This is a genomic window from Pantoea sp. X-Soil-YNGN-844 (assembly GCF_059730595.1).
Genome location: NZ_AP036007.1, coordinates 2,731,843 through 2,746,948, shown reverse-complemented (window position 1 = coordinate 2,746,948; position 15,106 = coordinate 2,731,843). Strand labels below are relative to the sequence as shown.

Annotated in this window: 15 protein-coding genes; 4 read left to right on the top strand and 11 right to left on the bottom strand. The window is 55.3% G+C overall.

Features of this window, described 5'->3' with window-relative positions; translation table 11 throughout:
- Positions 1 to 122 precede the first annotated feature (122 nt).
- Positions 123 to 443: a YejG family protein gene (locus tag AC6I8C_RS12810; RefSeq protein ID WP_098052788.1), complete on the top strand. Its 321-nt coding sequence runs from the start codon at positions 123 to 125 to the stop codon at positions 441 to 443.
- Here the strand turns inward: AC6I8C_RS12810 and yejF are convergent.
- The 9 genes from yejF to yeiP form a co-directional block, all read right to left on the bottom strand.
- Positions 430 to 2,034: a microcin C ABC transporter ATP-binding protein YejF gene (yejF, locus tag AC6I8C_RS12805; RefSeq protein ID WP_497822702.1), complete on the bottom strand. Its 1,605-nt coding sequence runs from the start codon at positions 2,032 to 2,034 to the stop codon at positions 430 to 432. The genes AC6I8C_RS12810 and yejF overlap by 14 nt on opposite strands.
- Positions 2,035 to 3,057, bottom strand: a complete 1,023-nt coding sequence (locus AC6I8C_RS12800; RefSeq protein WP_497822701.1) for an ABC transporter permease — start codon at positions 3,055 to 3,057, stop codon at positions 2,035 to 2,037.
- On the bottom strand, positions 3,054 to 4,148 hold the full coding sequence (locus tag AC6I8C_RS12795; protein ID WP_497822700.1) for a microcin C ABC transporter permease YejB: 1,095 nt from the start codon (positions 4,146 to 4,148) through the stop codon (positions 3,054 to 3,056). Before AC6I8C_RS12795 ends, AC6I8C_RS12800 begins: the two co-directional genes overlap by 4 nt.
- A gap of 11 nt (positions 4,149 to 4,159) precedes the next feature.
- On the bottom strand, positions 4,160 to 5,968 hold the full coding sequence (locus AC6I8C_RS12790) for an extracellular solute-binding protein (RefSeq protein WP_497822699.1): 1,809 nt from the start codon (positions 5,966 to 5,968) through the stop codon (positions 4,160 to 4,162).
- Between the two features lie 44 nt (positions 5,969 to 6,012).
- Positions 6,013 to 7,575 (bottom strand): cyclic di-3',5'-guanosine monophosphate phosphodiesterase PdeN, encoded by a 1,563-nt coding sequence (pdeN, locus tag AC6I8C_RS12785; RefSeq protein ID WP_419963693.1) that lies wholly within the window; start codon positions 7,573 to 7,575, stop codon positions 6,013 to 6,015.
- 222 nt (positions 7,576 to 7,797) lie between these two features.
- Positions 7,798 to 8,373: a bifunctional murein DD-endopeptidase/murein LD-carboxypeptidase gene (gene mepS / locus AC6I8C_RS12780; RefSeq protein ID WP_013358530.1), complete on the bottom strand. Its 576-nt coding sequence runs from the start codon at positions 8,371 to 8,373 to the stop codon at positions 7,798 to 7,800.
- Between the two features lie 513 nt (positions 8,374 to 8,886).
- The gene (locus tag AC6I8C_RS12775) at positions 8,887 to 9,594 is read right to left on the bottom strand and encodes a phosphatase PAP2 family protein (protein WP_497822698.1); all 708 of its coding nucleotides are present in this window, start codon (positions 9,592 to 9,594) and stop codon (positions 8,887 to 8,889) included.
- Between the two features lie 44 nt (positions 9,595 to 9,638).
- On the bottom strand, positions 9,639 to 10,607 hold the full coding sequence (locus AC6I8C_RS12770) for a CobW family GTP-binding protein (protein WP_497822697.1): 969 nt from the start codon (positions 10,605 to 10,607) through the stop codon (positions 9,639 to 9,641).
- Positions 10,608 to 10,682: 75 nt separating this feature from the next.
- Positions 10,683 to 11,255, bottom strand: coding sequence for an elongation factor P-like protein YeiP (gene yeiP, locus AC6I8C_RS12765; RefSeq protein WP_003854146.1), 573 nt, complete (start codon positions 11,253 to 11,255; stop codon positions 10,683 to 10,685).
- 331 nt (positions 11,256 to 11,586) lie between these two features.
- Between yeiP and AC6I8C_RS12760 the strand changes: the two genes are divergently transcribed.
- Complete coding sequence (locus AC6I8C_RS12760) at positions 11,587 to 11,841, top strand: YkgJ family cysteine cluster protein (RefSeq protein WP_071822187.1); 255 nt, start codon at positions 11,587 to 11,589, stop codon at positions 11,839 to 11,841.
- 36 nt (positions 11,842 to 11,877) lie between these two features.
- On the opposite strand, the gene AC6I8C_RS12755 is transcribed toward AC6I8C_RS12760, so the two are convergent.
- The gene (locus AC6I8C_RS12755; RefSeq protein WP_497822696.1) at positions 11,878 to 12,294 is read right to left on the bottom strand and encodes a type II toxin-antitoxin system VapC family toxin; all 417 of its coding nucleotides are present in this window, start codon (positions 12,292 to 12,294) and stop codon (positions 11,878 to 11,880) included.
- A complete protein-coding gene (gene vapB / locus AC6I8C_RS12750) occupies positions 12,291 to 12,521 on the bottom strand; it encodes a type II toxin-antitoxin system VapB family antitoxin (protein ID WP_013358526.1) in 231 nt (76 codons plus the stop codon). Before vapB ends, AC6I8C_RS12755 begins: the two co-directional genes overlap by 4 nt.
- 510 nt (positions 12,522 to 13,031) lie before the next feature.
- Between vapB and fruB the strand changes: the two genes are divergently transcribed.
- Positions 13,032 to 14,162: a fused PTS fructose transporter subunit IIA/HPr protein gene (fruB, locus tag AC6I8C_RS12745; protein WP_013358524.1), complete on the top strand. Its 1,131-nt coding sequence runs from the start codon at positions 13,032 to 13,034 to the stop codon at positions 14,160 to 14,162.
- Complete coding sequence (gene fruK, locus AC6I8C_RS12740) at positions 14,159 to 15,097, top strand: 1-phosphofructokinase (protein ID WP_013358523.1); 939 nt, start codon at positions 14,159 to 14,161, stop codon at positions 15,095 to 15,097. The genes fruB and fruK overlap by 4 nt, the downstream gene beginning before the upstream one ends.
- The last annotated feature ends 9 nt before the right edge of the window (positions 15,098 to 15,106 follow it).

Here is a 15,106-nt window from a genome sequence, read left to right as displayed (position 1 = left end):
AAATGCGCTTCTGCAATCCGCATGGACGGGCCAGTCATCCCTGTCCTGACTCTGCGGGGATCAACCCGTTTTCAGCCGGGCAGGTCGGTGTTGCGACATAAACTCATCGGGGAGAGTAACCTATGCTGCAACTTTCAATTGTGCATCGTCTGCCACAGCGTTTTCGCTGGGCCAGCGATCACCACAGTGCCATTGAATCCGATGACACAACGCTGGATGAGCAGGAGTTCGTGGCATTGCGTCTGATCAGCCATGACGGCATTCCGGCGTGGGAGATCCTGCAGCAGCTGAAAGAGGTGCTGGCGGATATTCAGGTCGATTGCAAAGTGGCCGAGTGCGAAGGGCAGCCCTGCCTGTTTATTCAGCGTCGCGACGAAAGCGCCACTAACTGCTGCCTGAAGAATCAGGGCGTGGCGATTGCGGAAACCTTTATCGCAGGTTGAGTTGCGCCGACTGCAGCAGCTCGCGGGTATACACAGCCGTCGGTGACGCAAACAACGTTTCACACTCTCCCTGTTCCACTACCTCCCCCTGACGCAGCACAATAAGCTGGTGGCATAGGGCGCGAACCACATCCAGGTCGTGACTGATAAACAGATAGCTGAGCTGACGCTGCTGCTGTAAGCGGCGTAACAGCGTCAGAATCTGCTTCTGCACCGTGCGATCCAGCGATGAGGTGGGTTCATCCAGTATCAGCAACTCCGGCTCCAGAATCAGTGCCCGCGCGATAGCAATACGCTGTCGCTGACCGCCAGAGAATTCGGCCGGATAACGATGCCGGCTTTCCGCTTCCAGTCCCACTTCTTCCATCACCGCAATCACCCGCTGCACCTGCTGGGCACTGTTCAGTTCGGGCTGATGCACCGCCAGACCTTCAGCAATAATCTGCTGCACCGTCATACGCGGATTGAGCGAGGAATTGGGATCCTGAAACACCACCTGAATGCGCTGACGCAGCGGCAGAAGTTGCCGGCGCGACAGCTGATGCAGCGGCTGGCCGTCAAACCAGACGTCGCCACGTGAGGAAATCAGCCGCAACAGCGCCAGGCCGGTGGTGCTTTTACCCGACCCGGACTCGCCCACCAGACCCAGACTTTCGCCCCGCCGCAGGCTGAAACTCAGCCTGGAAAGCACCTGCTTTTCGCTGGTCTGCCGCCGGAACAGTCCGCGCCGCTGCGCAAAACTGACCTGAAGCTGTTCGACCCGAAGAATGACCGGCGCGTCTGCGGGTAGCGGCAGCGCTTTTCCTTCCGGCTCCGCAGCCAGCAACTGCTGGCTGTAAGGATGTTGCGGCTGGTTCAGCAGTATCTGGCTGCGATTCTGTTCCACGATGTGACCCTGACGCATCACGCTGACGTTATCTGCCAGCTGACGCACGATATTCAGGTTATGGGTGATAAACAGCATGCCCATATTCAGCTCCCGCTGCAGTTCACGCAGCAGCGCCAGAATCTGCGCCTGTACCGTCACATCCAGTGCAGTGGTCGGCTCATCGGCAATCAGCAACTGCGGCTCGGTCAGCAGCGCCATGGCGATCATCACCCGCTGGCGTTCCCCGCCGGAAAGCTGGTGGGGGAAATCATTGAGCCGGGTGTCAGGCTGACGGATACCGACCCGATCAAGTACGCTGAGAATCTCACCGCGTGCCGCCGGACGACGCAGCCCGCGATGCAGTGACAGCACTTCAACCAGCTGCTTCTCCACGGTGTGCAGCGGATTGAGCGATACCATCGGCTCCTGAAAAATCATCGCAATCTGGTTGCCGCGAATCGCGCGCAGTCGTTGCTCGCGGGCGCGCAGCAGATCTTCACCGTTAAACAGAATCTCTCCACGGGGATAAACCACTGCCGCCTCATGCAGTAGTCGCATCACCGATAGCGCCGTAACGCTCTTCCCGGAACCCGACTCACCCACCAGCGCCAGCGTTTCGCCCGCGTCGATGCGCAGTGAAACGTCATCCACGACCTGGCGAAGCTGCTCGCCCTGACGAAAGGCGACCGAGAGGTGATTGATGGCAAGCAGTGGCGTTGTCATTCAGGCTCCTTTGCCCGGATCAAAGGCATCGCGCACCGCTTCACCGATAAAAATCAGCAGCGAGAGCAGGATCGCCAGGGTGAAAAAGCCCGCCAGGCCCAGCCAGGGTGCCTGCAGGTTATTTTTGCCCTGCAGCAGTAACTCGCCCAGCGAGGGCGAACCCAGCGGCAGACCAAAGCCGAGGAAGTCGAGGGAGGTGAGCGTGGTAATCGATCCGCACAAAATAAAGGGCAGAAAGGTCAGGGTAGCCACCATCGCGTTAGGTAGCATGTGACGCAGCATAATCCGGCCATCGCTGACGCCCAGCGCCTGTGCTGCGCGGATGTAATCAAAGTTTCGGGTTCGCAAAAACTCGGCCCGGACCACGCTCACCAGGCTCATCCAGCCGAACGCCACGGTGACCAGCAGCAGCCACCAGAAACCGGGCTGAATGACGCTGGAGAGGAGGATCAACAGAAACAGCGCAGGCATGCCGGACCAGACCTCAATCATCCGCTGCCCAATCAGATCAATTCTGCCGCCGAAATAACCCTGCACCGCGCCAATCACAATCCCGATGACGCTGGAGATAAGTGTCAGCAGCACGCCGAACAGCAGGGAGATGCGCGTGCCATAGAGCAGCCGGGCCAGTACGTCGCCACCGTTGGCGTCCGTGCCGAGCCAGTTCTGCGCAGAGGGCGGAGAGGGGAACGGCACCTGAGTAGCAAAATTGATGGTGCTGTCGCTGAAGCGAATCGGAGCCCATAAAGCCCAGCCGTTCTGCGCAATACGCTGCCGCAGCCAGGGATCCTGATAATCTGAAGCTGTCGCCAGTACGCCGCCATAGTCGGTTTCGCTGTAGTCAAACAGCAGCGGCACCGTCCAGCGCTGCTGGTAATGCACCAGCAGCGGCTTGTCATTGGCGATGAGTTCGGCACACAGCGATAGCAGGAAAATGACCAGAAAGATCCACAGTGACCAGTAGCCGCGCCGGTTATGGCGAAAGCGCTGCCAGCGCTGTTGATTCAGTGGAGAGAGCGTCATGAGCGGCTCCCGAAATCGATGCGCGGATCGACCAGCGTATAGGTCAGATCGCTGAGAATGTTCATCAGCAAACCGATCAGCGTGAAAATATAGAGTGTGCCAAACATCACCGGATAATCACGTTGCAGTGTCGCGTCATAGCCGAGCAGCCCAAGCCCGTTGAGCGAGAACATCACTTCGATCAGCACCGAACTGGTAAAAAACATGCTGATAAACGTGGCGGGGAAGCTGGCGATGACCAGCAGCATCGCATTACGAAAAACATGGTGATAGAGAATACGGCGTTCCGGCACGCCTTTGGCGCGCGCGGTCACCACATAGAGCTTGCGGATCTCATCCAGAAAGGCGTTTTTCGTCAGCATCGTCAGTGTGGCAAAGCCGCCAATCACCGTTGCCAGTACCGGCAGGGCGATATGCCAGAAGTAATCCACTACTTTGCCATACCAGGGCAGGGTGTCGTGCTGCGCAGACGTAAGCCCGCGCAGCGGGAACCAGTCGAGATAGCTGCCACCGGCAAACAGTACGATCAGCATGATGCCGAACAGAAAAGCCGGAATGGAGTAGCCAATGATAATAAACGCGCTGCTCCAGACATCAAAGGCGCTGCCGTTGCGCACCGCTTTGCGGATCCCCAGCGGGATCGACACCAGATAGATGATCAGCGTGCTCCATAATCCCAGACTGATGGAGACCGGCAGGCTCTCCTTAATCAGCCCGATCACCGAGGCGCTGCGAAACAGGCTGTCGCCAAAATCAAAACGCAGGTAGTTCCACAACATCTCGCCGTAGCGCTGCCACAGCGGTTTATCGAAGCCGTAACGCTTTTTAATTTCCGCAATCACTTCGGGATCCAGCCCGCGCGCGCCACGGTACTGATTATCGGCGGGATTAAGATGACTGACGCTGGCGCGTGAACTGGCGCTCTCCGCGCCGCTGCCGGGCAGGCCGGTGGTCTGACCAAACTCAATATTTGCCAGCGCCTGATCGACCGGTCCGCCGGGCGCGATTTGCACGATAAAGAAGTTAAGCGTGATGATCGCCCATAAGGTCGGGATAATCAGCAGCAATCTGCGCAGAAAGTATGCGGCCAACGGTCATCTCCTTAGCGTTTGCTGGCCGGCAGGTGTCCGGCTTTGTTTGTGTCGTACCACCAGTTTTCCAGCCCGGTGCTGTAGGCAGGCTTGCGGGCAGGGTGTGAAAACTTATCCCAGTACGCCAGCCGCTGTTCAGCGTTGTACCACATCGGGATCATATACGCATTCCACAGCAGTACCCGATCCAGCGCCTGTGCCAGCGGCCGCAGCGCGGCAGGGTCGCCCTGATGCGCGATAATCTGTTTCACAAAGTGGTCGACAATTGGGTCTTTGACCCGCGCGGTATTCCACGACGAGGTGATGTAGTCGGACTGCCAGAGGATCTGCAGACTGGAGGTCGGGATTGGCATCGCCCCATAAACGGTGGCAATCATGTCATAGTCGCCTTCACGCAGGCGCCGCAGATACTGCGAGCTGTCGATCTGCCGCAGGTTCAGCGTAATGCCGAGCCGCGCAAGGTTGTGCTGCAACGGTAACGCCCAGTCGTTGTTAGAACCGCTGCGCAACAGCAACTCGACGGTGAACGGCTGACCGGTTTTATCGTTAATCAGTCGGCGATTTTTAATCTGCCAGCCCGCCTGTTTCAGCAGGTCAAACGCGCTTAACAGACTGGCGCGGTCATAGCCGCTGCCATCGGTTTTGTGCGGCAGGTAAGGCTGGCTGAACAGCGCAGGTGGCAGCTGCGCGCGCCAGGGTTCAAGCAGCGCCAGCTGCTCTGCATCCGGCACGCCGTGGGCCGCATACTCTGTATTCTGGAAGTAGCTGCTGGCACGCTGCCAGGCACCGTAATAGAGCGCTTTGTTCATCCACTCGAAATCGAACATCAGTGACAACGCCTGGCGCACGCGGCGATCTTGGAATAGCGGTTTTTCATTGTTGAATGCCAGCCAGCGGGTATCGATAGCGGCGTCATTGGGCGCGGTTTCTTTAACAATGCTGCCATTGTCGAAATTGCGACCGCGATACTGGGTCGCCCATTTCTTCGCCGACGTCTCTTCACGCCAGTCGTACGCACCCGCTTTAAAGGCTTCGAACGCCACATTGTCATCCAGATAGTAGTCATAGCGCATGCGATCAAAATTAAAACGTCCGCGATTCACCGGCAGATCGGCGGCCCAGTAATCTTTTACCCGGCTGAACTCAATAAACTGGCCCAGCTTCCAGCGCGTGATGCGATAAGGCCCACTGGAAAGCGGTGGTGCGCTTAACGGCTCGTTAAACTTCTTATCGCGCCAGAACGACTCGGGGATAACCGGTAGCGTCAGTAACCCAAGCAGCAGATCTTTATCCGGTTTCTGTGCCTCGATGCGGACCGTGAGATCGTCCAGCGCCCTGACGGTCACGCCACGGTAGGCGACGCGGAACTGAGGCACGCCCTCGGTCATGAACTTCTGAAAGGTGAACGCTACGTCGCGGGCAGTGACTGGTGTGCCGTCATGGAACCGGGCGCGGGGATTCAGGCGGATCTCAATCCAGGTAAAATCGCTGGCGTAGCGGGCTGATTCAGCAATCAGCGGATAATAGCTGCCCGGTTCATCGTCTGAGCTGGTGTACAGGCCGTCATAAAGCGTGCCGGTGTTGATGCCCGGATTGCCGCGTGAGGCGTAGCGGTTAAAGTTGTCGTAAGTGCCCACTACCGCCAGGGTAATGCTGCCGCCTTTTGGCGCGCGGGGGTCAGCGTAATCGTAATGGCTGAAGCCGGGCGGATATTTCGCTTCGCCGGCCTGTGTGAAGGCGAACGTTTGCAGGACCGATGCAGCCAGCAGCGGGGCGCTGAAGAGGCCGCACAGCAGCAGAAATCCTAAGCGAAATAGCATGTTCTCTCCCGTTAAATGTTCGGCGCGATTCGGGCCAGAGAGTCTCAGGCGTTATGACGCCGGAAATAGTCTATCAGCGTTTCCGGTCGCAGCGGACGGCTGAAGATGTAACCCTGCAGATGAGTCACGCCACGATGGATCAGCCAGGCGGCCTGTTCGCCGGTTTCTACCCCTTCCGCCACACTTTTCAGATTCAGTTTCTTCGCCAGCTGCAGCACGGTGTCCAGCACCGGCGAGGTCAGGGTTTCTGTGCCGATGCTCTGGACAAAACCGCGATCGATTTTCAGGTAATCAAACGCATAACGTTCCAGATAGATCAGCGCACTGTGGCCGGTGCCAAAGTCATCTATGGCAATGTTAATATGCTGCTGATGCAGCCAGTCAAACAGTTCCCCGACGTTTTCATCGCGCACCATGGCGCGCTCGGTAATCTCAAACACGTAATTAAAGTGAGCTGCAGGCATGGTATCAAGCCAGCGCAGCACATCCTGCCGGAAACAGCTGTCAGCCAGATGCAGCGGAGAGATGTTGAGGCTGAGGCAGGCATGACGGGGAATGGTATGACACAGCTGGTGCGCATCACGGGAAACCAGCTGAAACAGATGCCGGGTCAGCGGAATAATCAGGTTCTGCGACTCGGCATACTGAATAAACACATCGGGCGGGATTGGGCCTTCGGTCGGATGGGTCCAGCGCAGTAACGCTTCCATACCATAAGGCTGACCATCATGGGAGGTGACCAGCGGCTGATATTCAACGTGAAACTCGCCGCGCTTCATGCCCCGAATCAGCTCTTTCCCCGGACGCTGATAAACAGATAACAGCAGCCAGCAGCCGCCGGAAACCAGCAGTGACAGCAGCAGGCTGCACAGCAGGATATTCTGATAATCACTGAACGCCAGAACCGAACCGAACAACACAAACTTCAGCGGATAGCCTGTCAGCGCCTGCTGATACAGCGGCGGCGGCAGACTTTTATTTTTCATCACGCCAGGCTGCCAGCTGGTTAAGGCACTCTTTTGCGCCATCAGCGCCATACCGGTAATTTCCGGATGCCCGGAGACCTGCAGCTGGTAGGGAGCCAGACTGATATTCAGCGTCGCGAAGACACCTGACTGCTTACTGCCAGGATTTTTAATCCACAATCCCAGCGCCGGTTTATTTGGCTGAAGCGGCGTGCCTGACATCAGCTGCAGATCGATGTCACGTGAGACATCACTATCAGGTGCGATCACATTAAGCGGCAGGCTAAAACTGCCGGTGGCCGAGGAGCAAAAGGCATTGCCGTCGTTAACCAGCAGGATGGCGCGGAGATTACCGGCAAACGCGGCGCGCGAGGTCAGTTCACGATTAATGGTATGACAGGCAGTGTGGGTGAACGGAAGCAGGGGACTGAGGGTGCTGTTGAGCAGGCTGGAAAGCGTTTGCTGTAATGCTGTGCGGCTGTTCTCCAGCAGTTGCTGATGCTGTCGTTCGCGCTTCTGCCAGGTCTGGTGAAATGACAGGGCGGCAAACAGCAGAAAGAATACGCCACCGGCCATCGCACTACTCCATGCGATTCGGCGAGGATAGGTGGCATGGCGCCTTAGCGCCCCCGACAGTGGCATGAGGAACTTCCCCTGATCAAATTATTATTATGTTATTGCACACGACTGCTTCGGTTTAAGCGACCGAGAATATAACGAGAGTGTCCGAAATGTCTCGTTATTAATCTGAAATACAATGCTTTTATCTGATAAAACGACTGCCGCTAAGAATAAGGCACGAAAAAAAACGCTGCGTAAGCAGCGTTTCATGTTCTCTGGCTGAGAGAAGATCGAAGGTGATAATCAGGTCGGGTTACGACTTAATACACGGCGTCCTTCACGGTAACGCTTTTTCCAGTAGTCATCATTGAGACTGGAGATCATGACGCCACTGCTGGTGGAGGCATGAACGAAATTGTCGTTACCCAGATAAATACCCACATGACGACCAGTCGAACCGGCACGGAACATCACCAGATCGCCAGGACGCAGTTTACTGCGGGTAATCTCTTTACCGGTGTCCTGCTGCTCAGAGGTCGAGCGCGGTAATTCTAAGCCAAACTGATCGCGGAAAGTGCGTTGTACAAAGGCGGAACAGTCGATCCCGCGTTTGGTATCGCCACCGAGGCGATAGCGCACACCTTTCCAGACGGCGTATTGTTCCATGATGCGCGACTTAACGTCGACGTTACGCACCATTTCTTCAAACTCATCCTGAGACGCCTGAAGTAAAAAACCATTGTGGTTGTTAACTTCATGATTCTCGTTATTCGCGTTTTGACTGCTATGTGTACTGCTACAAGCTGAGAGGAGTGTGGCCAGCGCCAGTGCGGGCACGATCCGCAAGATATATCTCAGTATTGGTTGAGACTTGACCATTATTCGGGTTTTCCTTCGATTTCCTTACGACAAAATTGTCGCCAGCCAGATGACAAAACAGAGAGATTAATAAGCGAAACAGCCTAAGACAAATCCTTAATTACTAAAATGTGTTAATGGACACATTTTAACGGTAAAAAATCCGAATTTTCTGCCGCTGTAGCCTCACTGCGACTGAGGTTAACTGATTACAGACGCCGTGGCGAGTGCTTTTAATCAATTTCATATAGGTTTTTTTGATGTGAAATCAAACCGTAACACACTGACTACAATAGCTACAATTGTGGTGAAATGATGATGAGAACAGGCAGTGAAAGGGGCGTCAATTCAGGGCATAGCCTCTTTTTTTGGAGTTTTCTTAATTGACAGAGGATATTGGTGGCTATTTAACCTGTCAGCAGGGTCATAACCTTTTCTTTTCGTGAATTTAATTAGCAGGCTAATAGTGGTGGGCTGTTTTTTATAAGCGCGGACGGTTAAGACCAGGGCGATTAAATCGTCCGCGCTTAACATTTACGTCACGGGCTTATATTTACCCGGTAATTTGCGATAAAACCAGTTAACCATCACGTCACTGGCCGGCGTTAATAGCCACCAGCTCAGCCCTACTAATATCACTGACATTGAACCGACGGCAATATCGGTAAACCAGTGTGCACCCGCCATGACGCGCGGCAGTGAAAATATCACCACAATAGCGGTGGCAATTAAAAAACGGCTGAAACCAAAATAACGCCAGATAAAGCAGGCGAAAATAATCAGCATCATACCGTGGTCGCCAGGGAAGCTGTCTTTCGAGGCATCTTTAGCGGGGATACCGGTCAGTTCACTGACGCGATGCACGTTCTCAAAGAACAGCGTCGGACTGGAGTGTTTCACCGGCAACAGGTGGCCCAGCTGGTTAAGCACCACGGCGGTGAGCAGCATAGTGATGCCGATAGCCAGCATCCGCCGCCGCGCCTGTGGCGTTTCACGTCGCCAGATCGACAGATAAAGCAGGCCCATGGCCAGCAATGACACCGCATCAAAACCACGAAAATTGGTAATAGCGACGATCAGTGCGAACAGCGGATGGCTCACCATCTGATTGTTGAAGCCATAGAATATAGTTTTATCAATGCCGAACCAGAAACCATGTTCTGGCGGCAGATACCACGAAAGAAAGAGCACTACGCCCAGTGCATTAAGCAGCAGGATAGTAATAAGGCGGGTTGCGCGCATAATCAAAACTCATTTAAAAAAAATAACCGCCGACAATACCTGTCTTAGCGTAAACGGCACTTCAACAACGCCGATTGTAGCCGATTCCAGTCAGCCTGCTGAGAATGGATGATCTCAATGCGGCTATCGGGTGGCAGTGTGGCGAGGGTTTCACTCTGCAACTCTTTTGCCTGGCAGTTAATACGCATTGTGCCTTCTGGCGTGCGCATCACACCTTTAACACGATCGACCGCTGCCTGCCGCACCCACTCCAGCAGTGCGCCGCTGTCGAACAGCGTATCAGCATCAAACAGCCAGCCGCAGGCGCTGTAACCCTGGCCGTGATTCAGCGCCCGACGCCAGCGCGTTTCGTCGTCAAGACGTAACGCTGCCAGACCGCTGGTAGGATTTGCCGGATGATGGTGATGCGACAGAGGGAGATCGCGGGGCTGATACGGCATATCCAGCAGAGAAAGGGGGACCTGACCAAATTCCGTCTGTATTAATGGACGCGGAGGCTGCATCTGCTGCTGCCAGTCAGCCAGGCGCTGACGGTCCGCTTCATTCCAGCAATCACGTTTGTTGGCGATGACAATATCGGCAGCCGCGAGCTGATCGCGGAAATTTTCATTGGCAACGATGCGGGGATCGGCCAGCTGACGCGCATCCAGCAGCGTCAGGGTGGCATTCAATTGCAACCACGCCTGATAAACCGGCGCGCTTAACATCTGCAACACCTGACGCGGATGACCCAGGCCAGTTGGTTCGATCAGCAGCCGATCGGGCTTGCTCCTGAGCAGCATATTCAGCCCGACCTGCATCGGCAGGCCATTTACGCAGCACAGGCAGCCGCCGGGGATCTCTTTCAGCGTGGCGCCACGATCGGCCAGCAGGGCGCCGTCGATCCCGATCTCACCAAATTCGTTGACCAGCACTGCCCACTTTTCCCCGGCGGGCCTGGCGGCCAGCAGATGGCAGAGCAGCGTGGTTTTGCCGCTACCCAGAAAGCCGGTGATCAGGTTAACGCGTGTCATAAGACCAACTCCTGCCAGAGAATAGCGTGATAATGTAATACTATAACATTATCACGCCAGGCAGAAGGCTACCGGTCAGTCTGCACGACCCATGTAGCGGCGTTCAGCGATATGGATACGGATGCGATCACCATTACTGAGGTATTCCGGCACCTGGATAGAGAGACCCGTGCTCATGCCGGCCGGTTTGGTGCGGGCACTAGCAGAGGCGCCTTTAATGCCGGGTGAGGTATCCACGATTTCCATATCCACGGTTTGTGGCAGTTCCAGTGCCAGCACCTGACCTTCCATCGTCAGTACGTGAATGCCAGGGATGCCGCCTTCAGGGATAAACAGCAGCTCTTCTTCAATCTGCTCCTGTTTAAAGGAGTAGGGAGTGTAATCCTCATCATCCATAAAAATGTATTCGTCACCATCTATATAAGAGAAGGTCACGCTACGGCGGCTGAGCGAAATCGCATCAATAATCTCGTCGCCCTTGAAGCGCTCTTCGACTTTTAAACCGGTGCGGACATCGGTAAAGCGCATTTTATACAGGGTGGCGGCACCACGTGCGCTGGGGCTCTGGACATCAATGTCCTTAACCAGCAGCAGTTTACCGTTGTGCGTGACGGCCATCCCTTTTTTGATTTCGTTGGCTTTTGGCATTGCTGTTCTCGCTATCTTGAGAGTGAAGTGCGCGCAACGTTACTCGCGCCGGTGAAAACTGGCAATATCGTGGATGCGAAATTTTGTGTCAGGCCGCGGCTTTCATGGTAATTAGCGCGGTGGACTGCTATTGTCGCCGCGACTTTCTCTGCCGGAGCACAGCATGCAATGCGGTGCCGGTTGCACAGTGCCCTCTGTTTCTTCACCGATTCCTGGCATGCCTGATGGTAAGCGATTAAAGCGGGAAGTTAAGTGTTGAAGGGTACAGTGTCGATCCCTCTGAGGTTCTGTTACTGTCTGTTGTATTCTGAAGGTCGCGTGAGAGGTATTAATGCAGTGTCGTATTGATTGTGGTGCATGCTGCATCGCGCCCTCAATCTCAAGTCCCATCCCCGGAATGCCGCAGGGTAAACCTGCTAATGTCCGATGTATTCAGTTATCGGATGAAAATTTGTGCATGATTTTCGGTTCAGACTTAAGGCCGAAAGTATGCGGAAGTCTGCAACCTTCTATTGATATGTGTCTTACAGACCGTACCTCAGCCATGACCTACCTGATTGAGCTTGAAGCCAGCACAAGCGCCTGAGAACCGATCCACACGGCTTACAATGAATCCAGACGCTTATTTGACCCAGTCTTCCAACTGCAATCCGGGTACCCGTTGAAACTCGCGTGTATTATTGGTCACCAGAATAGCCCTGGCCGCAATAGCATGCCCGGCAATCGCAGTGTCGTTAGGACCAATGGGCGTTCCGGCAGCAGCCAGCGCTGCTTTGATTTCAGTGGTTGCATCTACTGCTGCACGGTCCCATGACAGTACAGCATCAAGCCGTGCACAGAATGCATCTACCAAATGCATATGCCGCGGTGAAGCTTTCTTTCCGATCGCACCGAAACGCATTTCAGCATAAGTAATTGCAGAGACCACAATCCGATGGTTACGCAGCACCGCCTGTTCCAGTCGCCGGATGACTTCTTCAGGCTGCTCACGCATAATAAATGAGCAGATATTAGTGTCGAGCATGTAAGTGTTGTTCACAGGTCAAAACGTCCCTCATCGCTGATAACGTCTTCACGCTCTGTCATGAAGTCAGAGTCAGCTTTCTCAAGCTGGGTAAATGAACGCCATGTGGGTCTGACAGGACGCAGAATAATAGCATCTCCTTCCCTGATAATTTCCAGCTCGCTCACTCCCTCAAAATCCATGTCGCGAGGCAGGCGAATGGCGCGATTATTGCCATTTTTGAATACAGAGACGGTTCTCATGTTGGACGTTCCTCTTTAAAAATCTGGCCCGAACACAGGCGTCAGTAATAGCCTGGATAAACGTAGTGACTCAGTTTATGCCAGCCCTCAGTAAATGTATAGGTCAGGCATATGCTGCTGCTGCGAGAGTAATCTTACAGGCCGCTACAAAAATATTCAGGCACCAAGCCTGGGCAACGGTTCCCGCCATCAGGCGATGACCTGGCTGTTGCAACTCGAAGCGGATACCGCGCTCTGAGGCGCTGACGCTGCTGAAATTTCTGGTCCGGTAATCTCTGGTTTACAGCAACCGCGTCAGCCTGTTCACTTTTTATTCCCCTTAACCACCCCGAAATGTGCGTAACGTCAAAAATCTGTTACGCCATTTGCGCATTTTCTTGCCTACGGAAAGTTGCTGTACCACAATCCCTGAAACGTTTCAGCGGTGACTGCGCCACCTGTTTTCAACAGCATGGCGTAAAAAAATCCCCACTGGCTGAAACGATTCAATCTCAGCAAGCGAGGAGAATTATGTTCCAGCTCGAATTGCAGGCCATCCATACCGGAGCCAGCGCCCAGAACAAAGAAGAGGCCATTCGTCAGGTTGCTGCCGCGTTAACCGCTGCAGGCAATGTGACGGAAGGCTACGTCAACGGCATGCTGGCGCGCGAACAGCAGACCTCAACCTTCCTCGGCAACGGCATCGCCATCCCTCATGGCACCACCGATACCCGCGATCTGGTGCTGAAAACCGGTGTTCAGGTGTTCCAGTTCCCGCAGGGCATTGCCTGGGGCGATGATCAGACCGCCTATGTCGCTATCGGGATTGCTGCTAAGTCAGATGAACATCTGGCGCTGCTGCGTCAGTTGACGCATGTTCTGAGCGATGACTCTATTGCCGAACAGCTTAAAACCGCCTCTGCTGAAGATCTTCGTGCGTTGCTGATGGGCGAGAAACAAGCCGCCGAGTTCAGCTTCGACACTTCATTAATTACGCTGAACGTCGCCGCCAGCGATCTGATCACCCTGCAGGCAATGAACGCCGGTCGGCTGCAGTCCGCGGGCGTGGTGGATGCCAGCTACGTCGCAGACGTGGTTTCAACGACGCCGCTGAATCTGGGGCAGGGCATCTGGCTCAGCGACAGCAGCCTCGGCAACCTGCGCAGCGGCGTGGCTATCAGTCGCGCTGAACATGCCTTCGACCATAAGGGCGAACAGGCTGCACTGTTAATCAGCGTGTCGGCGACCGATGAGCGTCCGCTGGAAGTGCTGGGCTATCTCAGCGCATTACTGCAGCAGGGCAAAGCCGATCGTCTGCTGAAAGCCGATGCGGCAGGCATTTACGCGCTACTGACCAGCGAAGTCGATGAGCAGGCTGAGGTGCTGACCGCCGAATACACCATCCGTAACGAACATGGCCTGCATGCCCGTCCGGGCACCGCGCTGGTCAGCGTGATCAAGCAGTTCAACAGTGACATCACCGTGACCAACCTCGACGGCAGTGGTAAACCTGCCAATGGCCGCAGCCTGATGAAAGTGGTTGCGCTGGGCGTGAAGAAAGGCCATCGCCTGCGCTTCACTGCCAGCGGTGACGATGCACAGCAGGCGCTGAACGCGATTGAAGAAGCGATCACCAGTGGTCTGGGTGAGGGGGCATCATGAGCAGACGCGTCGCCACCATTACGCTGAATCCGGCGTATGACCTGGTGGGCTATACCCCTGAAATTGAACGTGGCGAAGTCAACCTGGTGAAAACCACCGGGCTGCATGCTGCGGGCAAGGGCATCAACGTTGCCAAAGTCCTGAAAGACCTGGGTATCGATGTCACCGTGGGTGGCTTCCTGGGTAAAGAGAATCAGGATGGCTTCCAGCAGCTGTTCAGCGAGCTGGGCATTGCTAACCGTTTCCAGGTGGTACCTGGCCGTACCCGTATCAACGTTAAACTTACTGAACAGACCGGCGACGTTACCGATCTGAATTTCTCCGGTTTTCAGGTGACGGGTCAGGACTGGGATCGTTTTACCTCCGACTCGCTGACCTGGCTGGGCCAGTTCGATATGGTCTGCGTCAGCGGCAGCCTGCCAGAAGGTGTCGATCACGATGCCTTCACCCGCTGGATGACCGAACTGCGCACCCACTGCCCATGCATCATCTTTGACAGCAGCCGCGAAGCACTGGTGGCAGGACTGAAAGCTGCACCGTGGCTGGTTAAACCGAACCGTCGTGAGCTGGAAATCTGGGCCGGCCGCAAACTGCCAACCCTGCAGGATGTCATTGGCGCGGCGCACGAACTGCGTGAGCAGGGCATCGCCCATGTGGTGATTTCGCTGGGCGCAGAAGGCGCACTGTGGGTCAACGCCTCAGGTGAATGGATTGCTAAACCGCCGGTGTGTGAAGTCGTCAGCACCGTGGGTGCAGGTGATTCCATGGTTGGCGGCCTGATTTATGGCCTGCTGATGCGCGAATCCAGCGAACACACGCTGCGTCTTGCGACTGCCGTGGCGGCAATGGCCGTCAGCCAGAGCAATGTCGGCGTTTCCGATCGTACTCAGTTGGCCGCAATGATGGCGCGCGTCGACTTACAACCCGTTAACTGACAGCAGGAG